We start from the raw sequence: 23,602 nt of genomic DNA on the forward strand, positions 1-23,602 counted from the left end.
TCCTGTGACAATTTGCAGTGAAATATTTAAACATTTTTGGTACAATCCTGACATTCATGAAGAGACTCATTCTGACAATCGCATTCGGGTTTACGCTGCTTCATGCCCAGTCGGGAGACGTGCGCGTACCCTCTGAAACGGAAAAGGTCGGTCCGCTCGCCCACCTCTCCGGTCCCGAAGACGAGATTTTTGACGACAGCGGCTTCGACGATGCCAGTTTCGAGGAGGAGTTTTCGGACGTCGCCACCGAACCGGCCTATGACCCTTTTGAAGGGTATAACCGCTGGATGACCGGTTTTAACAATACCCTCTTCGATTACATCCTCAACCCCGTGTTCAGTGCCTACGACTTCATCCTGCCCGAACCGATCCGGGTCTCGATCAACAATATTTTCAACAATCTGTACTACCCCGTCAGCCTTGTCAACAACCTGCTCCAGCTCAAATTCGACCACGCACTGACCGAGACGGGGCGCTTTATCATCAACTCTACTTTCGGGTTCGGCGGGATGTTCGATACCGCCATGCAAATAGGGGTGGAACCCCATGTGGAGGATTTCGGGCAGACCCTGGGACACTACGGCGTCGGGAACGGTTTTCCGATCGTCCTGCCCTTTTTCGGCCCCAGCAACCTGCGCGACATCACGGGGGATCTGATCGATTTCTATGTCAACCCAATCTATTATGTTGACCCAAGAAAGTATAATATTCCCCGCGATACGTATGAAGGGTGGGGACTGGTCGGCTATAAGCGTTTCAACAAGTTCTCCCTCTATCGTAAGGAGTACCTGCAGATCCGCGAGGAGGCCCTGGACTTCTACCCATTTATGCGCGATGCCTACGAGCAAAACCGCAACAAACTGATATCGGAGTAATGTCATGAAAAAACTGTTCTATCTTGCCCTGCTTTCCCTGCTGCTGCCCCTCTCGGCCGCGGCGCTTGAAGCGAACGAGATCGGCAGCGTGATGCGCCAGAAGGTCGATACGGTCCTGGAGATCCTGAACGATCACAACAAAAGCAAAACGGACCGCAACGCGGCCATCGAGCAGGAGATGAACCCCTACTTCGATTTTGTGCTGATGGCGAAACTCAGCCTCGGCAAAAGCGGCTGGCAGGAGGCGACCCCCGCGCAGCGCAAAGAGTATGTCGTGCTGTTCGAGCGCCGGATCAAGGACTTCTATATGAGCAAACTCGACCTCTACAAGGACGAAGCGATCACCCTTGAAGCGCCGCAGCAGGTCAAGAACCGTATCTATCTCAACAGCTTCATCATCGAAAAAGGCGAGAAGAAAGAGGTACTCTACAAGTTCTACCATGCCAAAGAGGGGTGGCTGATCTACGACGTCGACGTACTGGGCGTGAGCATCATCCAGTCCTACCGCAGCCAGTTCGCCGGCGAGCTTGAAAAGGGCTCGATAGAGCAGCTTCTCATCAAACTGCGTCAACCACAGCCTGATGCTTAAACGCTTCTATACCGGCTTCGTTTTCCGCTACCCCCGCACGGTCATCGCCCTGGTGCTGCTTGCAGCGGCGCTGTTGGGCACCCAGGCGGTAAAGCTCAGCGTCGACGCCTCCGCCGAGACCCTGCTGCTTGAAAACGACAAGGACCTCGCCTACACCCGCCTCGTCGCCAAACGCTACCGCGGCCAGGACTTCCTCGTCGTCACCTACACCCCCGACGCCGACCTCCTCGCCCCGCAGACCCTCGACAATATCCGGACCCTCAGCGCGGCGCTGCTGAAGATCGACGGGATCGACTCTGTCAACTCCATTCTCAACGTCCCGCTCCTGGAGAGTCCTCCGAAACCCGTCAAGGAGCTGCTGGAGAAGATCCCTTCCATCGAGGCGGGCGACGCGAACCTGACCCTGGCGCGCGAAGAGTTCAAACACAATCCCCTCTACGTCTCCAACCTCGTCAGCCCCGACCTCAAAACGACGGCCCTGCAGGTCAACCTCGTCCGCGACGACCACTACTACGAGCTGCTTGACCGCCTCAACGCCCTGCGCGCGGCCGACGACAACGGCACGCTCACCGCAGAGGGCAGGACCGAGCTTGCCGACGCGACGGCCGTCTTCAAGGCGTACCGCGACGTTGCCCGCGAACGCGACCACCGCATGATCCTCGCCGTACGCGATACGCTGCGCACCCATCAGGCGGCGGGACAGCTCTTCCTCGGCGGCGTGACGATGATCGCCGACGATATGGTCACCTTCGTCAAACGCGACCTCAAAACCTACGGCGTGGCCGTCCTGGCCCTGCTGATCCTCGTGCTTTGGACGGTCTTCCGCCAGAAGCGTTGGGTCGCCCTGCCGGTGCTGATCTCCGCCCTTTCCATCGGCATTACGGTCGGGCTGCTGGGGATGCTTGGTTTCGAGATCACCGTCATCTCGTCCAATTTCATCTCTTTGCAGCTGATCATCACGATCTCCATCATCATCCACCTGATCGTGCGCTACCGCGAACTCGCCCTGACCAACCCCGAAGCCGATGAACGCAGCCTGGTACTGGAGAGCACCCTCTCCATGTCCAAACCGACCTTCTTCGCCATTATCACGACGATCGCAGGCTTTGCGTCGCTGATGCTCTCGGGGATCAAGCCGGTCATCGCCCTGGGCTGGATGATGAGTATCGGCATCAGCGTCTCCCTGATCGTCGCTTACCTCCTCTTTCCTGCCGTCAACGTGCTGCTCAAGCGCAAGCAGCCGAAAACGACCTTCGACAAAGAGTTCTCCGTTACCAAGATCCTGGCGACCTTCACCGAACGTCACGGCGCGCTGACGCTTATGGCCACCGTCTTGCTGATCGCCTTTTCCGTCACCGGGGCGCAGCGCCTCGTCGTCGAGAACAGTTTTATCAACTATTTCAAGCCCACGACGGAGATCTTCCAGGGAATGTCCGTCATCGACCGCCAGCTCGGCGGCACGACGCCGCTGGACATCACGATAGACCTTCCCCAGCCCCCCGCCGCACAAACCCCGTCCGAACCTGCCGCCGACAGTTCGGACGGCTTTGACGAGTTCGACGAATTCGCCGAGGAGTTCAATGCCGAGGCAAAGGGGGCCCAGTACTGGTTTACGGAGAACCGGATGGAGGTCGTGCGCCGTGTCCACGAGTGGCTGGAGAGCGTCCCCCATGTCGGAAAGGTGCTCTCGCTCGGAACGATGCTCGAAGTGGGGCGTACCCTCAACCACGGCCGCGAACTCGACAACTTCGAGCTTGCGCTGCTCTACAACGAGATGCCCGCGAAATTCGCCAATATCATTCTCAAACCCTACGTCAGCATCGAGCACGACCAGGCGCGTTTTGCCCTGCGCATTATCGACTCCGATCCCGATCTGCGACGTGCCGACCTCCTCAAAGAGCTGCATGACGGCCTGATTGACAAGGTGGGTATCCCCCCGGAGCATCTGCACATCTCCGGTCTGATGGTGCTGTACAACAACATGCTCCAGAGCCTCTTCGAGTCGCAGATCGCCACCCTGGGCGTCATGGCCGTTCTGCTCTTCTTGATGTTCTGGGCCCTCTTCCGATCCTTCCTCACGGCCGTCGTCGCCATTATCGCGAACCTCGTTCCCGTCGGGACGGTCTTCGGGGTCATGGGGTGGTCTAATATCCCGCTGGACATGATGACCATCACCATCGCCGCCATCAGTATCGGGATCGCGGTCGACGACACCATCCACTATATCCACCGTTTCCGGATCGAACTTGCGCGCGACGGCGACTATGTCGCGGCGATGCACCGCTCCCACGAGAGTATCGGTTACGCGATGAGCTACACCTCTGCGGCCATCATGATCGGTTTTGTCATCCTCGTGCTTTCGGTCTTTATCCCGACCATCTACTTCGGCCTTCTGACCGTACTCGTCATGTTTATGGCGATCGTCGCGGACCTTCTGCTGCTACCGAAACTCATCTTGCTGCTGCGTCCTTTCGGACAGGTGACGAAAAAAGTTGTCAATTAAAATTAACACGCTACAATAGTAACAATATCTACCGGGGGGCCTACGCTCCCTGTGCCATTAGGATGGATCATGATTAAGTTACGTCGTCTTCTTGTTGCCGCTATGTTCCTGGCCGCCGGAGCATTTGCCGCACTCAACCAGGCTATTTCCATCGGTGCCTTCAGCAACGCCGATGCCGCCCAGTCACGCATTGCAGAGGTCAAAAAGCATCTCATGCAGGATGAAGCCGTCGCTGCGCTCATTACCGCAAAGAGCTTCAGCTTCACCGTCGAGCAGGTGAAAGGGCTCTATCGTTCCGAACTGACCGGGTTCGCAGATGCCGGCGATCTTCCCGTCGTTATGGAACGTGTCAAGGGTGTCGTCCCCGACGCCTATTATGTCAGCCGTACTACTGCCGCAAGCGACACAGCGACGGCACCGGTTCCGGTCCAGGAGGAAGACGGCGTCTTCGTCGTCGATGAAACGGATGCTGTCGTCGAGGAAGTCCCTCTTGCCGCAGCGCCGGAAGCAGCCGAAGTTCCCGAAGCCGCGCCCGAAAAGGTTATCCCGGAAGCTGCAGCCGTGGACGAACTCCCCGCCCCCGCCGCTTCGACCGAAGTCACCGCCAGCAACGAGCTGCCCGAACCGCCGCTGGACGGTACCTCCTCGATGCTGCTGTACAGCATCCTCCTCGCCGCCGTCGCCCTGCTGATCCTGCTCTACGTCGCCCGCAGGAAACGGACCTCCAACGACTTCTTCCCCCAGCATGAAAAAGAGGACTTCGAAGAGCTTGCCGAAAAATTCGCCGCTTCTTCGTCCGCTGCGCATGCCCCTGAAACGGAAACGGCTCTTGAGGAGCCCGAAGCACCGGAGAGTGCGCCCGCTGAAGAGCACTTCGAACCCGAACCGGCGGTCGAAATAGAAGAGACGCCGTTCTATGAGGAGCCGGCCGCCGAACCGGAACCGGTCGTCTTCGAAACCCCGGAGGAGACAGTCGCCGAGACCACCCCGGAAACGGCGGAAGAAGTTCCAGAAGCGCCGGCGGAGCCCGCCGCCGCACCGGCAGAAACCGTTTCACGCAAGAAACGCAGCCTGCCGGCGGACCTGGGTTCCGTGACCAAGGAGCGGCTGGCCGAATTCGCCGGCAACCGCCTGCTCATCGCCGAGGACAACCTGATCAACCAGAAGGTGATCTCCCGTCTTCTGGAAGGGAGCGGCATGGAGATCGTCATCGCCAATAACGGCCAGGAAGCCCTGGACATGCTCAATGCGGATCCCGGCTACAACATGGTCCTGATGGATGCGCACATGCCGGTCATGGACGGGTTTGAGGCAACACGGGCCATTCGCCAGGATCCCCGTTTTGACGCCATTACGGTTGTCGCATTGAGCGGGGACGTCGGGGCCGACGACATCCGCAAGATGCGTGAAGCCGGCATGGAGGAGCAGCTGGCCAAGCCGCTGCGGGTCGACGCCCTTTACGAAGTGATGTACCAGTACCTCAACCTCGCTTCGGAAGCGGCCGAAACGGCGGAGGATGAAACACTTCCGGAACTGAAGACCCACGAGTACGACGGGGTCTTCAATGCCTCCGTCGGTCTGGACATCTGCGCCGGTGACAAGGTGATGTATGCGGAGATCCTGGATGAGTTTGTCGCATCGTACAATGAGGCGGACAACCTGGTCCGAACCTATATCAGAGCCAATGACGACGCGAGGCTCGTCGCCTTTATGCTCGACGTCAAAGGCGTCGCATCCAACATCGGCGCCGACGCCCTTGCCGAAGCCGCGGAGACCCTGCGCGAAGCGGTGCTTATCAACCGTGTCGAAGAGTATACAAAGCTCGCCGACGCCTTTGCCTCCACTCTGCACAAAACGATGGCCGCCATCGACAGCTTCAAAACGACGCTCTAAGCGCTACCCCAGGCGCCCGCGCGCCTTCCCCACTATCGTATTTTGCCCTTTTACAACGCTCAGGCGCGCATCTTGCCGTAGAGCGATACCAGCGCCTCTACAAACAGCGGATGGTCGTTCGGACAGGCCGCTACGCGGTAATCCTCGAACCCAAGTTCCTCCGCGACTTCGCGGTACTCCATATCGAGTTCGTAGAGGGTCTCGGAGTTGTCGATCGTAAAGGCGATCGGGAAGACGAGCACTTTCTTGCGCTCCAGGCTTTCGAGCTTCTGCTCCAAAGAGGGCTCCAGCCACTTCATCGGCCCCACCTTGGACTGGTAGGCGATATGGATGTCGGCAAAGGCAAGTCCCGCCGCTTCGAGCATCGGCTTCAGCAGCGCAACGTGTTCGGTGACATGGTGCTCATAGGGGTCGCCCTTGTCGACGATCTTCTGCGGCAGCCCGTGCGCGGAGAAGATCAGCTCGAACGCCCCCGCGTCCGCGCCGGCCATCGCCTCGCGGATACGGTCGATGATGACCGCGTTGTACGCCGCGTTGGCGTAAAAGTGCTTGATCTCCGTCACCAGGGCCTTGAACCCCAGGGCGTGCATCCGCGCTTCATAATCTTCCAGAGAGGACTTTGTCGTTGTCGTCGAGTACTGCGGGTAGAGCGGGATCAGGTAGACATGCGTCACCCCCGCCGCTTTCAGGCGGGCGATGGAAACATCCGCGAAGGGCGGCGTATAGCGCATGGCAAAGTCGACGACAACCTCTTCGCCCAGCTTCACCTGCAGCGCCGCGACGAGTTTCTTGGTGATGCCGGCGATCGGCGACTTTCCGCCGAGTTTCTGGTAGACCTCCTGCGCGCTTTTCGTGCGGTTCGAGGTAATGACGCTGGCGATGAAGCGCCGCAGCAGGCCGCTCTTCATCGTCAGGATATTGGGGTCGTTGAACATGTTATGCAGGAAGGTCTGGACCTCGTAGAGGTCGTTCGGGCCTCCCATATTAAGCAATATGACTGCATTTTTGGCCATCAGCACACCTTTGAGACGTCGGCGATGAAACGATCGCTGCCGAGTATTTCTGCATGATTGTACCCGCTGTATTCTTTATAGACAGCTAACCGCGGCGCTTTCGCCTTCAGCGCATGGCTCTGTTCGATCGGCACGATCTCGTCGTCCCGGCTGGCGAAGATGCTCACCGGCGCCGAAACGCCGCCGAGGTACCGGGCCGTCTCGAAACGGCAGCGCATCATCCAGGCGGGCAGATAGGGGATCCTGAGCCGCGCCAGGGAGGGAACGTCGTAAAAGGGTGCGACGAGAATGAGCTGCGTCACGCTGGTACGCGAGGCGGCATAGGCGGCCACGCTGCTGCCGAGACTGTAGCCCATCAGCATCAGCGGGCCGAAACGCTCCCGCGCGTACGCCACCAGGGCCACGGCGTCTTCAAGCAGAAGCCGTTCGCCGGGTCTGCCGCCGCTGCGCCCGTAGCCGCGGTAGTTGAAGGCGATGATGCGCCAGGCGGGAAAGCGCTCGCTGAGCTTGCCGACCAGCGCGACGCTGTCCTGCTCCTTGCCGCCGAAATAAAAGACGGTACAGCGGGGCGACTCCGGCTCATAAACGACGCCTTCGAGCACGACGTTGCCGCCGCGCACCCGTTCGAGCCCATGGAACCGCTCCGGATGCAGGTGAAAGGCGTCGCGGTTCGGGTAGTATACGGGGGCGAAGACCAGCCGGGGCCACACAAGAAAAAGAATGCCCCAGAGCAGGAGGATCGTACCGAGTACCGTCAGGACTACCGTCATCGCACCCTCACTAAAGCCCTTCGAAACTGCCCGTCTCGAAACAGGCACGCTGCCGCAGCGGCGCGAAAGCGGGATCGTCGACCGCCGCCTCGTGCGCGCCGATCGCAGTGCCTTCGGCATCGTGGTACGTCGCGGCATAGAAGGATTTCCACTGCACGCCCTCTGTCAGGCCTATTTGCGCGTAGGCGTAAACGAAATCGCTGTAGGAGGGGTCGTCCGTCGCCGTCACGGCGCGGATGCGTGCGGGGTCGGGGACAGGCGGCGTCTCGGTGATCCAGTCAGCGACCGTCCCCGTGACGGGCACGTCGTCGGGCACGTCGTAGATGCCCGCGAGCATGCAGACGTAGCCGGCGCCGAAATACTTGGAGAGGTAGAGCGCCTGCCCCGCTCCCTGCGAGTGGCCGCCGGCGTAAAGGTTCGCCCATGCCACGCCGCCCGCGCCGACAACCTTCACCGGGAAGTGAAAGCCGTTGGCTTCAAAATACGCGACGAGCTTCTGCAGCCGCGGGATGACGGCGTCGGCCTCGGGCACGTCGACGACGGCGGAGAGATCCTCGCCCGTCAGCTTCTCCCGCCGCACCTTTCCGGCGCAGTTGTCCACCTCGGGATGGCCGCCGCACTCGGTCGTGCCGTTGACGAGGTAGCGGTTATGGTAGGCGACGTTCAGCACGACGAAACCGTTCTGCGCCGCTTCATGCATAAAGGTTTCGGAAGCGAACGCTCCGTTTTCCTGGTTGTAGGGACGGCCGAAGGTCCCGACCATATGCACGTAGACCCCTTTCACACTGCTCCCCTCCGGCGGGAAAACGGCACTGTGGTATCCGAACCCCAGCCGCTGATCCAGGAGCGTCGCCGTACCGAACTCGTCGCGGGCGGCGGGGTCGAGACGGGAGGGACGCACGGCACAGAGCAGCGTCCCGTCGTCGAGGGTCTTGCTGGCGTCGCAGAGCGCAGCGGAGGGCGGATGAAAGGCGTCTGCGGAGCTGCTGCTCCCGCACCCCTGCATCAGCGCCGCCGCCGCGACGAACAGAAGGAGCGTTTTCATACGACTATTGTAGCAGATCACTTCCCGGCGCGTTTCGCCCAGCGGTAGAGGAAGCGGGTCGGATCGAGCGCCTCGGGGAGCGGCTTGCCTTCCAGCAGCGCCTGGGCAAGGGTGCGCGCGAGCAGCGGGCCCATAACGAAACCGTAGCCGCCCGTGCCGTTGATCATGTAGAGTTCGGGGTGGTAGACAAGCGACGCCGCGTCACTTTTGGCGCCCTTCGCCAGCCCGGGAGCCGCGCACAGCGACGCCTCGGCGTCGGCGACCCTGCCTACCAGCGGATAGTAGTCGTTGGAACCCGAACGAAGGCCCGTATAGTCTTTGACGACTTCGATATGCTCCAGGCTGACGGTCCGCGACGCCTTCTCCAGCAGCTCCGCACGCCCCTGCTCGACGTCATAGGGCTCCGTCGCTGTCTGCGGATCGTAATGCACGTCGTGCGTCGCCCCGATGGCACCCTCCCCGTTCGTACCGGTCGCGGCGATGGAGACGTACTGGTGCAGGTGGCACGGCAGCGGCGTCGTCGTCCTGATATCGACACGGTGCCCCCAGACGGCCCGCAGTGCAATATGCGGCATCGCCACGACGGGCCGGTACGCTCCCGTCGCCAGGACGACCCGTTTCGCACGGATCGCGCCGACCGTCCAGAGGCCGGATTCATATTTGATAATATTAATATCATCCAATATAAAGTCGGAACCTTCCGCCAGACGCGTACAGACTGCCTGGGCGTTGACCAGTCCGCTCCGGGCCAATACGACATGTTCAAAGGCTTCGGTCTCCTTCGTCAGCGGCGCCTCAGGCATCACTGAGAGCATCGGCAGCGCCGTCGTTTCCCTGAAGGCCCTTACCTTTTCGTTCTCGTCCTCGTACTTGGCAAAGTGAATCAGAGGCGCAATACGGATCAGTTCGGGAAAACGGCGCTCGTAAAAATCGATGGAGAAGAGGTAGCTCTCCTCCATCAGGGCCTTGAGGGGGCCGCCCTTGGAGAACTTGGGCGAGACGAAGGCCCCCGCGGCCCCGCTGCCGCCCGCGGCGATCCCTTCGCGGTCGATGAGGGCGACTTTTTCGCCCCCCTGCGTCAAAAAATACGCCGTCGCGCAGCCGTTGATACCGGCGCCGATAATGGCCGTGTCGTAGGTCAAACGGGTCCTTTTTCTTTTGGCTTAGTGTAACGAAACTCCGGTTCAAAACTCGTACACTCCCCCCGCCAAAGCAGGCGCAATGTTGGTCATTGAGTGTTATACTGCCGCCAATAGCATACCCGCGGTCACAAACCGCACGGCATGAGGAATCCGATGAAGACACTCGACGCACTCCTGGAAAGAAAATCGGTCAGGGCCTACCTCGACAAAACGGTGGACCACGCGACCGTCACGGCGATCCTCGAACATGCAAAGCATGCGCCCTCCGGCGTCAACATGCAACCGTGGCGCGTCTGCATCGTCAGCGGCAGCATGAAAAAGCGGATCGAAACGCAGGTTATCCAGGCCTTCGAAGCGGGTGAAAAGGCCCGCATGGATTACCGCTACTACCCGCCGCGGTGGGAGGAGCCCTACCGGAGCCGACGCAAAGAGACGGGCCTGCAGATGTACAAAACCCTGGGGATAGGCAGAGAGGACAAAGCGGCCCAGGCCGAACAGTGGAAAGCCAACTACAGGGCCTTCGATGCCCCTGTCGTGCTCTACTTTTTTGTCGATGCCGCACTGGAAAAAGGTTCCTGGCTCGATTACGGCATGTTCTTGCAATCCGTGATGCTCGCGGCGACCTCCCTGGGGCTGGGGAGCTGTCCCCAGGCCGCTCTGGCCGAGTACCCGGACATCGTGCGCGATGCGCTGGGCATCGCCAGCGACAAAACCCTGCTTTGCGGCATGGCCCTGGGCTACGAGGACAAGGCGGCCCCGATCAACGGCTACCGGACGGAGCGGGTCCCCTTGGAATCATTCGCCGCGTTTTACGATGCCTGAAGCTGAAAGCGTTCCCCCGATGCCCCGCACCGGCCCAACCTGAAGCCGATCCGTGCTAAAAAGGGTTATGATGAAACCGCAGACCCACCAACCCTCCTTTAAAGAGTTCGTCCTGCTGATGAGCCTGATGACCGCCGCGGCGGCCCTGGCCATCGATGCCGTCATGCCCGCGCTCAGCACCATCGGCACGGCCCTGCAGGTGCAGACGGACAACGACCGCCAGCTGATCATCTCCCTGCTGTTTGCCGGGATGGCCCTGGGACAGCTGCTCTACGGACCGCTCAGCGACAGCTTCGGCCGGAAGCGCGCCATCTATGTCGGTTTCGGCCTCTACATCGCCGGTTCCGCCATCGCCCTTTTCAGTCCGAACCTGACCGTCATGCTCTTCGGCCGCTTTCTGCAGGGCCTCGGCGCCGCCGGGCCGCGCATCGTCTCCGTGGCGCTGATCCGCGACCTCTACGAAGGGCGTATGATGGCACGGGTCATGTCCTTTGTCATGAGCATCTTCATCTTCGTGCCCGCCGTCGCCCCGGCGCTGGGCGAAGGTCTCCTCTACCTCTGGGGGTGGCAGGCGATCTTCGGGCTCTTTATCGCCGTCGCCGCCGTTACCCTGGTCTGGTTCACCCTCCGCCAGCCGGAGACCCTGCCGAAAGAGCGGCGCATCCCCCTCTCGCCCGCGCACATCCTCACCGGCGTCGTCGAAACCTGCAAAAACCGCACCGCGCTGGGGTACACCGTCGCCATGGGTTTTGTCTTCAGCGTCTTTATGGGCTATCTCAGCTCCGCCGAGCAGATCTTCCGGGACACCTACGGCGCCGGGGAGCTCTTCGCCCTCTACTTCGGCATCTTCGCCCTCTCCATCGGCCTTGCCTCCTACCTCAATGCACGGCTGGTAATGCGCTACGGGATGCGGCCGCTCAGCGCTTCGGCGCTCGCGGCCCTCACCCTCCTCTCGCTCCTCTTTTTCGCCTATGCCTACGCCCACAACGGTGTGCCGCCGTTTTGGAGCTTTATGCTTTACGGCCTGCTCACCTTCTTCTGCTTCGGACTGCTCTTCGGTAACCTCAATGCCATGGCGATGGAGCCGCTGGGACACATTGCCGGCATCGGCGCGGCGGTCGTCGGTTCGCTCTCGACCTTCATCGCCCTGCCCATCGGCGTGACGATAGGCCGCCTCTACGATGGCGGTATCCTCGCCCTCGTCGGGGGCTTCGCCCTGCTCGGCGCCGCCGGGCTTGCCGTCGTGCGCCGCACCGGCCGCGAAACGATGCAGCGTGTCCCCGTTCCTGCGGACGACTGAGGTCTTCAAGTTACATATTAATTAATATACTATATAGTCGCCGCCGTTCCGGGAGCTTTTTTTGCATTGATGCGGCACAATACGGCAAAAGGAGTCCCATGGAAACGCACAAGGACAGAGTCTTCCTGAGAGGCCGCGGAGGAAGCGACGCGGCGCATCAGGCCGACGAGGCGCTCTACCACGAGCTGCTCGTCCGCCACGACGAACTCGACCGCACGACGCAGAGAACCGATGAGGGGATCGAAACGGTCACCCGCGTCACCTCGGGGGACGCCAAGCTCGTTACCATTCTGCACGAACACGTCGTCGGGATGAAGAAGCGCTACGACGGCGGCCGCGCCGTGCGCTCCTGGGACCCCCTCTTTGTCGAGCTCTTTGACAACCGCGACGCCATGACGCTGTCGTGGGAGATGCTCGAAGACGGCATCAAGGTCACCCTTACCTCCGACGATCCCGCTGTCGTCGACATCATTCACCGCCACGACGAGACCCTGCAGATGTTCGTCCAGCACGGCCTGCAGGCGTCGCGCCACGAAAGCCCTTACCAGCCGGAGGCGTAACGCGACACAACGTCCGAATTCGGACAATAATTATCTGGCATCTTTTTTGCAGTTTCCCGCTCATGATAACGACAACTACCAATATTCAGGAAAAAAACTGATGCGATGGCAATGGTCCCTGTTTGAGACACTCTCCCCCTGGGAAATTCTGGAAATCATGAAACTCCGTCAGGCCGTCTTCGTCGTGGAGCAGGCATGCGCCTACCAGGACGCAGACGATCTTGATCCGCTGTCGTGGCACCTTACGGGGTGGGAAGAGGATTCGAAGGGAAAGCGGCTCGTCGCTTATCTGCGCGTCGTCTTCCCGGGCAGGAAGTTCGACGAACCCTCCATCGGGCGTGTCATCACCCCATTGGCGCTGCGCGGCAGGGGCCTGGGCAGTGCGCTCATCCATGAAGCGATAGAGCGTATCCCTTCTCTTTTCCAGAAGGAGTCCATCCGCATCTCCGCGCAGCAGCGTTTAGAGCCCTTTTATGCCGCTTTCGGCTTTGAGACGGTCTCCACCCCCTATGATGAAGACGGCATACCCCACGTCGAAATGCTCAGAATGCCCCAAAACGACAGCTGATCGTCTTCCAATAGTACGTATATTGCATCTCCTGCCGAACACGCAAGGAGACAGGTCATGCAAGAGCGTTCGTGGGAAGAGGAGCAATTCATCATCTGGAACAGCGCGCTCGGTCTGCGCGACTTTGTCATGATCGACCGGGTCGAAGGCGACGAAGGAAGCCGGGTCGCCTGGCTGGAAGAGCCCTACGAGATGGTCGGCCCCTTCGACTTCGACGAGTTCGTCTCCACCGGCTGTATCAGCTTCGCCGCCTGCGTCGTCATGTCACGCCAGAAGTGGAACACGGACCGCACCCAGCTGCTGCAGGAGTCCATGGAGCGGCGCCGCAAAAATCAGGAGAAGATCTTCGAGGACCTGGCACGGCGCAACCGTCACAAACGTCGCCACGGCAGCCCCTTTCAGCAGTTCAACGAGCGGGAGATGCGCGAGCTCCTGGAACTGCCCGTCAACGGGGAGCTCGAAGCGGCCCAGATCAAAGCCGCCTACCGTCGCCGCGCCAAAGAGGCGCACCCCGACGTCGGCGGCAGCCACGAGCTCTTTGTGCAGATCACTGAAGCGCGTAACCTCCTGCTCGAGTTCATCTCCTAATGCCGCACTGACCGGCCACCAAAACAGTAGAAGACGGCACATAGATTACATCTTCCTCTCAAATAAATGTCAATAAATTATGCTATATTGTTATCTATTACTAATTTTTCTCCAATGGAAAAAATTCAATGGGAACAGATAATCTGCTAATCCAGATGCAGTTGAGCACAGTATCACAGGTTCCATGTTGCACTACCTGCGCTATGGCATCTTGGCCCATACGACACAGAGCACAGTAGCGCAGGAGATGACTATCATGAATCAACGAACTGACGACGCGGCGGGATCGGAATGAAACGGCAGGTGCCGGCCGCTCGCACAAGCGATTACCGGTCTGACACGTTAGCGATGGAACAGATGCGGGTGCTCTACGCCCATCTGCCCTCATCGCTCAGTATCAGCGCTATACTGGCTTTGATCCTGGTAATGATTCAAGCGCCAGTCATTGAGTCCGGTCTGCGATATAGTTGGCTCGCGCTCCTTTTCGCTGTTCTGCTGGGGCGGGTGGCCCTCCTGATTGCCTGGCGACGGTCGGCTGACACTGTGACCCCGGCTGACGCCAAACACTGGCTGCTGCGTTTCCGCCTAGCACTTACAGTGACTGGTATGGTCTGGGGCCTGGGCGGTGTCGTCTTAGTTCCTGCCGAAGACATCTCCCATCAAGTCTATGTTGCATTCACACTTGCCGGACTGAGCGCCGGCAGCGCCACGGTACTGGCTATTGATCGCATATCCGTGTTTGGCTTTATTCTGCCAGTTCTCTTGTCGCTGATTGTGCCTCTTTCAGTCACGGACAATACCCTTTCTCAGGGTATGGGCGCAATGCTCTCCCTCTTCTTGCTCTTTTTACTGCTAAGCGCCCGCGATACCAGGCAAAGGCTCGAAGAGAATTTTCACCTGCGCGTCAAGGCGGCTCAAAACGAGGAGAGTCTCCTTAAAATGCTGGAGAGCAGCCCCATTGCGACGCGCATCTCGGATCTGGCCAGTAATAGCGTGGTGTTTGCCAACAGTCGTTACAACGCCCTACTCGAACTGCCTTCAGAAGAGATCATCGGTATACAACCCTCCCGCTATTACGCCCATCCGGAAGAGCTCTCCGACATTGATGCCATTGTCACCGGGGGAGAAAAAGTTGTCGACAGATTGATAGAACTTCGCTCGCCCGGATCGTCTCCGTGGACCAAATGGGTTTTGGCATCCTACTTCCCGATCGAATATCACGGCAAACCTGCAGTACTTGGATGGTTTTACGATATCACCGATCGCAAACTGGAAGAGGATGTGGTCGAGCACGAGGCTTTCCACGACATGCTGACCGGCCTGCCGAACCGTCTGCATTTCCACAACCGGATTCATAAAGCGATTGCCCATGCCGAGCGCAAGGGTACCGACCTCGCCCTGATGTTTATCGATCTGGATAAGTTTAAACCCGTCAACGATCAATTCGGCCACGACATCGGCGATATGCTGCTCAAGGCGGTTGCCAATCGCCTAGTCGATTGTCTGCGCCAAACCGACATCGCCGCGCGCATCGGCGGTGACGAATTTGTGGTGCTGCTTTCCGACGTGGGGGGCGAAGAGAACGCCGTTGCGATCGGGGAAAAGATTCGGCATGCGCTGGCGATGCCGTTCAAGATCGTGGGGCAGATGATCAACATATCATCAAGCATCGGGGTAGCCATCTACCCCAAGGATGCCGCGCAGGAAGACGAGCTGATCAAGCGCGCGGATATCGCCATGTACAACGCCAAAGCCAAAGGGCGGAACAGTGTGGTGACCTATGAACCGGGCATGCAGGGGGAAGGCGATTAATCACCGTCTGCCGCATCACTAAACAAAAAAGGAAATACTTCATGAACCCGTATTCCACTGAGACAAATCCCCAATTGCCACATCAGGAGTGCTTCGCGTTCAGATTACGCATGCTCGAACAAGGTGCAAAAGAGCTTCAAGAGCATATCAGAAGAGTAGATGACATCCTTTTTAAAATAAAGACCAGTGCCATTACTGTTTGGATTGCACTGATGGGCTGGTCTTTTACAGAAAAAATATGGCATCTGATTCCGTTCGGTCTTATTGTGATTTTGGGCTTCTGGTTGTTTGAAGGTTTCTTTAGGGGCATACAGGCACGCTACTTATTGGCATCGGGAAGATTAACGGCTTTTTTGAATGACGATACGTTGATAAACACCTCATTTGACAGGAGAAGCTTTCCGGCCGACACCATCTATCCCATGACCTTTCAAAGCAACGAACGTGAAAAGTTCATATGGTATCTCAAAGGCCTTATCGCTCCTTCTGTTGCAATTTTATATATCTTCTTGCTGTTTTTGAACATATTTTTAGTGTATACATTGACGACGTTCAATTAATCTGGAATAGTTATCTACAGCATTGTATAACGCTGCTAAAACGTAATGAAAAATTGGGAAACAGAACCATGCAAAAGATTTTCAGTCAAAGAATGACCGCCAGACCCGAAGGGGAATTTGTCGTCTTCCTGATCGGGATGCGTATCAACAAACCGTGGAAGGTCCACAAGTGGCTGCCCGTCGCGCTGGCCATGCCGCGGATGCTCAAAGAGCTTCAGGCCGATCCGGAGCTGGGGCTGCTGCATTACGAGCAGTGGTTCGGGCGCACGATCATTCTGGTGCAGTACTGGAAGTCGTTCGAGCATCTGGAGCAGTTCGCGGGAATGAAAGAAGGGGAGCACCCGCCGGCATGGGCGCAGTTCAACAAGCGCGTCGGGTCAAGCGGCGACGTCGGCATCTGGCACGAGACCTATGTCGTGCGGCCAGGACAGTATGAAAACATCTATCACAATATGCCGCAATTTGGGCTGGCGAAGGCCTTCGGTTCTGTCGAAGCGGAGGGCCGCCATACGACGGCCAGGGGGCGCCTGGAGGGCGAGAAGTAGTTAGATCGAGATCTCTTTGATGTCCGCGATGCCCAGCAGCGTCTTGTAGACGGAGGCGACGAGAACCTTGCGGTTGTAGCGGACGGCTTCGTCCTCGGCGTTGACCATGACGTTGTCAAAAAAGGCGTCGAGCTGCGGCTTCAGGCCGAAGAGAGCGTCGAGCTCCGCTTCGTAGCTGTCGTACTCGGCATCGACGACGGCTTTGAAGGCTTTGTAGAGTGCGCCCTCTTCCACCGCCTCGAAACGGCTGAGGTCAATGTTGAGCGGGCCGTTGACGTCGAAGTCCTTGGTAATGTTCGCAACGCGTTTGAAGGTCGAGAACATCGTGGAGAAGCTGTCCGACTCCACAAAGCTTGCGACGGCCTTGATCTTCGCGTCGAGGGAGAGGATCTCCCGTTCGCCGGAGGCGAGGACCGCCGCGACGATGGAGGGGTTGACCTTGTAGTACTGGTTGACCCGTTCGATGAAGAAGGATTCGAGTTTTTCGAAGTCGATCCCCTCGTACTTGGCGCCGAGTTCGCGCAGGGTCGCCGCGATGTCAAAGGGCAGATCGTGAGCCAGGGCGATGCGGACGATCCCGTTGACGGCGCGGCGCAGACCGAAGGGGTCGCGGGAGCCGGTCGGGATCTGGTCGACGCTGAAAAGGCCCAGGAGTGTGTCGAGCTTGATCGCGAGGGCCACGAGGGCGCTGAAGCGTGTCGAAGGTACAGGGGAGTCCTCGCCTTCGGGGAGGTACTGCTCTTTGATGGCGAGGGCGACTTCGTCCGCCTCACCCAGCGCCTGCGCGTAGTAATAACCCATCAGACCCTGCAGCTCGGTAAATTCGTAGACCATCTCGCTCATCAGGTCGGCCTTGGCCAGTTCGACGGCACGCTGCACGAGCTCCTGGTTCATCTCGTAAGAGAGGCTGTTCTCCGCCGCCACGAGGTCGCCGTAGCGCTCAAAGAGGGCATCGGCGATGTCGTGCTCGCGGTTGATCTTGTCGCGCAGCGTTCCCAGACCGTCCATAAAGACGACCTTCTCCAGCCCCTCGGTGCTGAGGCCTTTGTTCAGGTCGTTGTCGTAGAAGAAGAGCGCATCGGCCAGGCGCGGGCGCAGGACCCGCTCGTTACCTTCGATGACCTTACTGAAGTCCTCCGTCAAAGCGTTGGAGACGACGACGAACTGGTTGACGAGCTTGCCGTCCTTGAAAACGGGGAAGTAGCGCTGGTGCTCCTTCATGGAGGTGATGATGACCTCCGGCGGCAGGCGCAGGAAGGTGTCGTCGAAACTGCCCAGCAGCGGCGTCGGGTTCTCCGTGATGGCGATGACCTCGTCAAGCAGGTCGCCGTCAACCTCGATGGCGATGCCGTGCTCTTTCTCGAGTGCTTCGAACGCGTCGAGGATCGTCTTGCGGCGGTCGTCGGCAAAGAGCGTGACCGCGCCCGATTCGAGCAGCTCGAAGTACTGCTTCTCGTCCGCGACCATCTGCGGCTCGAAGCTGTGCATGCGGTGCACGTAAGTGACCGGAGCGCTCTTGACGTTGAAGAGGGTCATGTCGACGCTCTCGCCCTCCATCATGACGTTGATCCAGCGGATCGGGCGGATGAAGCTCTCTTCGAGCGCGCCCCAGCGCATGGATTTTCCAAAGCTGAGGCTACGCAGCCACTGGGAGATCATCCCCTCGAGCAGCGCCTGGGAGGGCTGACCCTTGATCTCTTTCTTATAGTAGAGGACCTCTTTGCCGCCCTTCTCCGCGCGGCCGACCTCGTCGAGGGAGACGCCGCATTTGCGGGCAAACCCCTCCGCCGCCGGCGTCGGCTTACCCTCTTTGAAGGCGATGGCTACCGGCGCTCCGAAAAGCTCCTCGGTCGTGTCGTCCTGGGCGGACTTGAACTCGCGGTGCCACAGCACGAGGCGGCGCGGCGTGTAGTAGAACTCGAACTCGCACATCAGCGCGTTCTCCTCGAGCACCTTCGCCCACTTCTTCTCGATGTTTCCAAGCTCGCCCAGCAGCGGTACCGCCGGAAGCTCCTCTACCCCGATCTCGATCAATAGTGTCTTCAGCATATCTATCCCGTCGAATAAAAAGTATCGCGATTTTAGCGCGTGGCAGGTTAAAAGCGGATGATAGATGCCCCACCCGGGGGCCGTTGCCCGTTAAAACGGCACACTCTCTCCGTTTTTTTACGCAGGTACCCTATAATAGGGGCAGATTTCGCCATTGAAAAGGCCTGAACTTATGCTCGATTTTCTCTCCGCCTTCCAAAGCACCGTCATCGGGACCGTCGACGCCGACGGATTTCCCTTCTCCTCCTACGCCCCCTTCATCCGGGACGATCACCGCTACTATGTCTTTATCAGCGACATCGCCCGCCATGCGGCCAACCTCCGCCGCGAAGGTCGCGCGTCGCTCTTTTTTATCGAGGACGAGTGCAACGCCGGGAACCTCTTTGCCCGCAAAAGGGTCTCGCTGCAGTGCGAAACGCGCATCGTCCCCCGCGGCACCGCGCGCTTCGACGCCGTCATGTCCCGTTTCAAGGAGACCTTCAACCCCGAGCTGATCTCGGGCCTGATGCAGATGCAGGACTTCAACCTATACGAATTCACCCCCGTCGCCGGGGAAGCGGTTTTCGGTTTCGGCGAGGCCTATACCCTCGGCGGGGAGCATATGGAGACCCTCCTCCCCCGCCGCGGCGGCGGGCACAAAAAGGGGTAAATCACGCTATGCTTTCGGTAAACGCAAAGGGGTGAGATGAATTTCGACTGGCTGCACCTGCTGCTCTTTCACACCTTCGTCATCCTCGGCGAGCTGATGGTCATCGCCTCGCTGCTGCACATGGTCTACCAGCGGCGCACCCCGGCAAGCATGATGGCCTGGATGCTCGCCATCGTGCTGCTGCCCTACCTGGCCGTTCCCCTCTACTTCGTCCTGGGGTCGCGTAAACGCCGCTCGCGCTACCTCAAGACGGCTTTCGACATGCGCGAGACCGAGGCCGCCGTCACCCAGGCCAACCCTATCGACGGCATCCTGCGCAGCAACGGCATCCCCGGGGCGACTTCCGGCAACCGTTTTACCATGCTCTTCGAAGGGACGGAGGCTTACAGTACCCTCCTGGAGCAGATCCGTGCGGCACAAGAGAGCATCTGGCTGAGCACCTACGTTCTCAAGCACGACGCGGTGACGGCGACGCTTTTCGAAGCGCTCATTGCCAAACGGCGCGAGGGCATCGAGGTTAAGCTCCTGATCGACGCCCTGGGCTCCTGGCCGCTCTACTTCTGGCAGTTTCCCCTTCGCGCCCTGCGCAGCGCCGGGGTGGAGGTCTGCTTTTTCATGCCGATCCTGCGGATGCCGTTTCGCAACTACATCAACCTCCGCAACCACCGCAAAATCTATCTTTTCGACCGCACCACGGTGCTGACCGGCGGCATGAACCTCTCCGCCGAATACATAGGCCCCGATGTCGAACCGAAACGGTGGGAGGACCTGCTCTTTCGCATCGAAGGACCGGCGGCCTACCACTACGCGGAGATCTTCGCCGCCGACTGGGCCTACGCCTCCGAAGCGGCACCCCCCGCGCCGGGCACCCCCGTCCATACCGACGGCGATGCCTACGTGCAGGTCGTTCCCTCCGGCCCCGACGTGGCGGACGACGCCCTCTTCGAGGCGCTTCTGAGCGCCGTCTATGCCGCCCACGAACGCATCTGGATCGTGACGCCCTATTTCGTGCCCGACGCTTCGCTGATGCAGGCCCTCACCATCGCCAACACCAAGGGCGTCGACGTCAAGCTCATCACCCCGCGGGACTCCAACCACCTCCTCGCCGATCTCGCCCGCAGCAGCTACATGCGCGAGCTCGAAGAGGCCGGCATCCACGTCGCCCTTTACGAGGGGCCGATGCTCCACGCCAAGGCAATCCTTTTCGACAATCTCGGCGCCATGCTGGGATCGGTCAATATCGACAACCGCAGCCTGCTGCTCAACTACGAAGTCGTCAGTTTCGCCTACTCCGAACGCATCATAAGCGAGACCGAATCATGGATGGAAAAACTGCTCTCCCGCTCGACGACAGTGGTGCATCCGGCGGGGCGTCTGCGGCGGCTCGGAGAGAACCTGATGCGCCTTATCGCACCGCAGCTGTAGCCCCGCTTTCCCGGGCCCTTAGGGATTTATTAAATCAGATATAATTTCTCTTATTTATGTTTTATTAAATCTTTGCAGGTGTACAATGCACGCGTAAATCAAAAACAGAAGGAAATGCCATGCCAACTATCAACCGCTATGTCGACATCGACACTGTCGAACGCGAAGCAAAAAAAGACTACATCGACCGCCACTCTCCGTTCATCCACTGTGATGCAACGGCGAAAAAAGGTGAAAAATTTCCGGTAACGGTCAAAATGGGTAACGAATACACGCACCCGGACGATCCGGACCACTTCATCGAAAGCATCCGCCTCTTCAACGGCGAAACGCTCCTCGGTGAAGCCTCTTTCACTTCCGGCATGCTCGGCGGACAGGACATGAAAGGACACGCAGAAGTCACTTTCAACATCATCCCGAGCAAAAAGATGAAGCTGGTTGCGCAGGCTTACTGTACAAAACACGGTCTCTGGGAAAACGAGCCCGTCGACGTCGCAGTCGAAGACTGATTTCCCTCTTCCGCCGCGCCTTTGCGGCGGTTTTTTTATAATCCCCTTTTAACACCGCATTCACTATACTCTGATTCATGAAATCGTACCAGAACGCTGCGCTACTGCAGAACCTTTACCGGCTCAAAGCCCTGGGTTTCGACTACTGCGACCCGGTCATCGTCAACCCGCGCAACGTTGAAGGGGAACTCCCCGACGATCTTGCCTCCCTGCAGCGCATCGTCGCGAACTGCCACCTCTGCGACCTGGCCAAGATACGCCGCCAGAGCATGGTCGGTACGGGCAGCGGCGGCGCGGACCTCATGATCATCGACGCCTACGTCTCCATGGCCCAGGACGAGAGCGGGGACTACTTCGCCGGCCGGTCCGGGGCCTCGCTCGAGAGCATGATCACCAACGTCCTCGGACGCCCTACGGCGTCGGTCTACCTAACCCATGCCGTCAAATGCAAAGGGGCCGGAACCCAGAAGCCGACACCGTCGGAGTGCAGCAGCTGCAAGCCCTACTGGCGCAAAGAGATCGAACTGCTCCGACCGAAGGTCATCGTCACCCTCGGCCCCGACGCCTACCGCATCGTCACCGACGACAGCACCCCTTTCGAACAGGTGCGCGGGCACAAGATCGACTATGACAAAGGCACCCTCCTCGTGCCGCTGTACCACCCGCAGTACCTGCTCCGTAACCCGTCGCTCAAAAAGGTGACGTTCTTTGACCTTCAAAACATCAAGGCTGCCCTGTGAAAACCCTTCTGTTTACCCTGTTACTCCTCCCCGTGCTGCTCTTTGCCCGCAGCGGCATCGTCTCCGGCCTTCCCCTGCCCAAGACCTACGTGCTCAACCTCGACCCCTACGAATGCGACACCGACTGCCTCGAGGATCTCGTCGAACACGAGCAGTTCTTCTCCCTGCTCGCGCAGATGCCCGAACCGATCGAGGACGAGGAGCTGAACGAACAGCGCCTTATCTACGTTGCGCTGTTCAACATCGACGGGGCCGTCATCGGCACCGGGGTACGTTTCGCGCTGCTGCTGCCCGAACGCGTCATCGGACGCTACGCCGCATCCACGACGAACAGCGTGCTGGCCTACCTGCTGGGCAAAAACCGCGACTTCGAGCTCAAGACTTTCAATATCGGGACCGAAAGCCCTGATGATATCCGCGCCGGGCTCAGCGCCGTCAGCCAGGACCATTTCCACTATGTTATCGCCCCCTTCACCAAAAAGGGCGCCGAGACCCTCGTGCAGCTTCGCCCGCGCTGCAACGTCTATCTTCCCACCGTCAATATCGCCGATATCAACGCCACCGAGCTCGAGGAGAGCGACGGACACTTCTACTTCGGCGGGATCGACTACCGGGCACAGATCGGGAAACTTGTGGAGAATGCCACACCGCCGCTGGTGATCTTCTACGACCAATCCGCCCTGGGCGAAGAGCTGAAAAACGCGGCGGAGTCCGCCTACATGGAACGCTTCTCGGACAACGACCCCCGCAGTTACGATGCGGCAGGCCGCGCCGTTTACGCCTATCCCATCGACAAGCGCACCACGAACCTGAAACACATTCTCGACAAGAATGAACGGCTCCAGCACGGCACCTTCCTGCTCAACACCCCGCTCATCAAAAGCGCGATGATCATGTCGCAACTGACCCTTTACGATGCCAATGCCACGCAGGTGCTTGCAACCCAGATCGGCTACAACTCCATGCTCTTCGACATCACCCAGCCCCTGGACCGCGAGCACATGCTCGTCGCCAACTCCATCAGCAAGCAGAACGGGGTCCTTGTCGAAAGCAACAAGCTGCTGCAGAACGACATCGAATACGACTGGATCAACTACGCCACGACGCTTGGGGTAGACTACTTCTACTCCCTTGCCGCCGGTACGCCGCGCGAATATACGATTCCGATCGAAGATCATCAGGTGGCCTACCCCGTGACGCTCTACCGCGCCGGGATATCAAAGTTTGCGTTGCTGGATGAGGAGGAGGAAGACGAGGGGTCACTCTTCGAGTAGGGTTTTGAGCTTCTCCCGCTTGGCGGCATCGAGCCGCCCGACCCGTCCGTCGGTCATGAGGTAGACCAGCCGGACATCGAGGGTAAAGAGCACCTCGTTTCCGCGCCGCACGGTCTGATGCATCTGCAGTCCCGTACCCCTTATAGACACCACTTCCGCAGAGACCTCCAGCAGATCCCCCAGCACCGCCGAACCGAGGTAATCCGCTTCGATGTGCCGCACGACAAAGTGCCCCCCTTCAAACAGCGGTGACTCCCCTTTGGAGAAGAAAAGTTCGCTGCGGGCGCGTTCGCAGAACTTCAGGTAGTTCGCGTAGTAGACGACCCCGCCCACGTCCGTATCTTCGTAATAGACGCGTATCGTCATCGGGG

General features: G+C 59.2%; 23 protein-coding genes. 17 read left to right on the forward strand and 6 right to left on the reverse strand.

Annotated features, from left to right (window positions below):
• The first annotated feature begins 56 nt into the window (after positions 1-56).
• The 4 genes from WCY31_RS06625 to WCY31_RS06640 all read left to right on the forward strand — a co-directional run bounded on the left by WCY31_RS06625 (position 57) and on the right by WCY31_RS06640 (position 5,860).
• A complete protein-coding gene (locus WCY31_RS06625) occupies positions 57-875 on the forward strand; it encodes a VacJ family lipoprotein (protein WP_345971733.1) in 819 nt (272 codons plus the stop codon).
• Positions 876-879: 4 nt separating this feature from the next.
• Positions 880-1,464, forward strand: a complete 585-nt coding sequence (locus tag WCY31_RS06630; RefSeq protein ID WP_345971735.1) for an ABC transporter substrate-binding protein — start codon at positions 880-882, stop codon at positions 1,462-1,464.
• Entirely contained in the window at positions 1,457-3,967 is a 2,511-nt protein-coding gene (locus WCY31_RS06635) for an efflux RND transporter permease subunit (protein WP_345971737.1), read from the forward strand. Before WCY31_RS06630 ends, WCY31_RS06635 begins: the two co-directional genes overlap by 8 nt.
• A 69-nt stretch (positions 3,968-4,036) precedes the next feature.
• Positions 4,037-5,860, forward strand: a complete 1,824-nt coding sequence (locus tag WCY31_RS06640; protein WP_345971739.1) for a response regulator — start codon at positions 4,037-4,039, stop codon at positions 5,858-5,860.
• Positions 5,861-5,919: 59 nt separating this feature from the next.
• Here the strand turns inward: WCY31_RS06640 and hemH are convergent, their stop codons facing one another.
• Genes hemH through WCY31_RS06660 form a run of 4 tightly spaced genes read right to left on the reverse strand, consistent with a single transcriptional unit; the run spans position 5,920 to position 9,830 of the window.
• Entirely contained in the window at positions 5,920-6,873 is a 954-nt protein-coding gene (hemH, locus tag WCY31_RS06645; RefSeq protein ID WP_345971741.1) for a ferrochelatase, read from the reverse strand.
• The gene (locus WCY31_RS06650; RefSeq protein WP_345971743.1) at positions 6,873-7,643 is read right to left on the reverse strand and encodes an alpha/beta hydrolase; all 771 of its coding nucleotides are present in this window, start codon (positions 7,641-7,643) and stop codon (positions 6,873-6,875) included. The genes hemH and WCY31_RS06650 overlap by 1 nt, the downstream gene beginning before the upstream one ends.
• Positions 7,644-7,653: 10 nt before the next feature.
• Positions 7,654-8,688, reverse strand: a complete 1,035-nt coding sequence (locus WCY31_RS06655) for a hypothetical protein (protein ID WP_345971745.1) — start codon at positions 8,686-8,688, stop codon at positions 7,654-7,656.
• A 17-nt stretch (positions 8,689-8,705) separates the two neighbouring features.
• Positions 8,706-9,830, reverse strand: a complete 1,125-nt coding sequence (locus WCY31_RS06660) for an NAD(P)/FAD-dependent oxidoreductase (RefSeq protein WP_345971747.1) — start codon at positions 9,828-9,830, stop codon at positions 8,706-8,708.
• A gap of 153 nt (positions 9,831-9,983) precedes the next feature.
• Between WCY31_RS06660 and WCY31_RS06665 the strand changes: the two genes are divergently transcribed.
• The 8 genes from WCY31_RS06665 to WCY31_RS06700 all read left to right on the forward strand — a co-directional run bounded on the left by WCY31_RS06665 (position 9,984) and on the right by WCY31_RS06700 (position 16,585).
• Positions 9,984-10,652 carry a nitroreductase gene (locus WCY31_RS06665; protein WP_345971749.1) on the forward strand — a complete coding sequence of 223 codons (669 nt, stop codon included), beginning with the start codon at positions 9,984-9,986 and terminating at the stop codon, positions 10,650-10,652.
• A 67-nt stretch (positions 10,653-10,719) separates the two neighbouring features.
• On the forward strand, positions 10,720-11,952 hold the full coding sequence (locus WCY31_RS06670; RefSeq protein WP_345971751.1) for a multidrug effflux MFS transporter: 1,233 nt from the start codon (positions 10,720-10,722) through the stop codon (positions 11,950-11,952).
• A gap of 98 nt (positions 11,953-12,050) precedes the next feature.
• Positions 12,051-12,512, forward strand: coding sequence for a hypothetical protein (locus tag WCY31_RS06675; protein WP_345971753.1), 462 nt, complete (start codon positions 12,051-12,053; stop codon positions 12,510-12,512).
• Positions 12,513-12,612: 100 nt separating this feature from the next.
• Entirely contained in the window at positions 12,613-13,080 is a 468-nt protein-coding gene (locus WCY31_RS06680; RefSeq protein WP_345969054.1) for a GNAT family N-acetyltransferase, read from the forward strand.
• Between the two features lie 57 nt (positions 13,081-13,137).
• Entirely contained in the window at positions 13,138-13,668 is a 531-nt protein-coding gene (locus tag WCY31_RS06685; protein ID WP_345969055.1) for a J domain-containing protein, read from the forward strand.
• Positions 13,669-14,016: 348 nt separating this feature from the next.
• Entirely contained in the window at positions 14,017-15,480 is a 1,464-nt protein-coding gene (locus WCY31_RS06690) for a diguanylate cyclase domain-containing protein (protein WP_345971755.1), read from the forward strand.
• 41 nt (positions 15,481-15,521) lie between these two features.
• Positions 15,522-16,040: a hypothetical protein gene (locus WCY31_RS06695; RefSeq protein ID WP_345971757.1), complete on the forward strand. Its 519-nt coding sequence runs from the start codon at positions 15,522-15,524 to the stop codon at positions 16,038-16,040.
• A gap of 92 nt (positions 16,041-16,132) precedes the next feature.
• A complete protein-coding gene (locus WCY31_RS06700) occupies positions 16,133-16,585 on the forward strand; it encodes a DUF4188 domain-containing protein (protein WP_345971759.1) in 453 nt (150 codons plus the stop codon).
• Here the strand turns inward: WCY31_RS06700 and glyS are convergent, their stop codons facing one another.
• A complete protein-coding gene (glyS, locus tag WCY31_RS06705) occupies positions 16,586-18,634 on the reverse strand; it encodes a glycine--tRNA ligase subunit beta (RefSeq protein WP_345971761.1) in 2,049 nt (682 codons plus the stop codon). It lies immediately after the preceding gene.
• Positions 18,635-18,806: 172 nt separating this feature from the next.
• On the opposite strand from glyS, the gene WCY31_RS06710 reads away from it, so the two are divergent.
• The 5 genes from WCY31_RS06710 (at position 18,807) to WCY31_RS06730 (ending at position 23,231) form a co-directional block, all read left to right on the forward strand.
• Entirely contained in the window at positions 18,807-19,283 is a 477-nt protein-coding gene (locus tag WCY31_RS06710) for a HugZ family protein (protein ID WP_345969060.1), read from the forward strand.
• Between the two features lie 36 nt (positions 19,284-19,319).
• Positions 19,320-20,708 carry a phospholipase D-like domain-containing protein gene (locus tag WCY31_RS06715; protein ID WP_345971763.1) on the forward strand — a complete coding sequence of 463 codons (1,389 nt, stop codon included), beginning with the start codon at positions 19,320-19,322 and terminating at the stop codon, positions 20,706-20,708.
• A gap of 119 nt (positions 20,709-20,827) precedes the next feature.
• Positions 20,828-21,217: a class II SORL domain-containing protein gene (locus WCY31_RS06720; protein WP_231018099.1), complete on the forward strand. Its 390-nt coding sequence runs from the start codon at positions 20,828-20,830 to the stop codon at positions 21,215-21,217.
• Positions 21,218-21,294: 77 nt separating this feature from the next.
• Complete coding sequence (locus WCY31_RS06725) at positions 21,295-21,957, forward strand: uracil-DNA glycosylase (RefSeq protein WP_231018100.1); 663 nt, start codon at positions 21,295-21,297, stop codon at positions 21,955-21,957.
• Positions 21,954-23,231 (forward strand): hypothetical protein, encoded by a 1,278-nt coding sequence (locus tag WCY31_RS06730; RefSeq protein ID WP_345971765.1) that lies wholly within the window; start codon positions 21,954-21,956, stop codon positions 23,229-23,231. The genes WCY31_RS06725 and WCY31_RS06730 overlap by 4 nt, the downstream gene beginning before the upstream one ends.
• Here the strand turns inward: WCY31_RS06730 and WCY31_RS06735 are convergent.
• Entirely contained in the window at positions 23,217-23,597 is a 381-nt protein-coding gene (locus WCY31_RS06735; protein ID WP_345971767.1) for a YbgC/FadM family acyl-CoA thioesterase, read from the reverse strand. The genes WCY31_RS06730 and WCY31_RS06735 overlap by 15 nt on opposite strands.
• Positions 23,598-23,602 lie beyond the last annotated feature (5 nt).

Origin of the sequence: Sulfurimonas sp. HSL3-1, from assembly GCF_039645995.1 — a bacterium.
Classification (GTDB): Bacteria; Campylobacterota; Campylobacteria; order Campylobacterales; family Sulfurimonadaceae; genus Thiomicrolovo; species Thiomicrolovo diazotrophicus.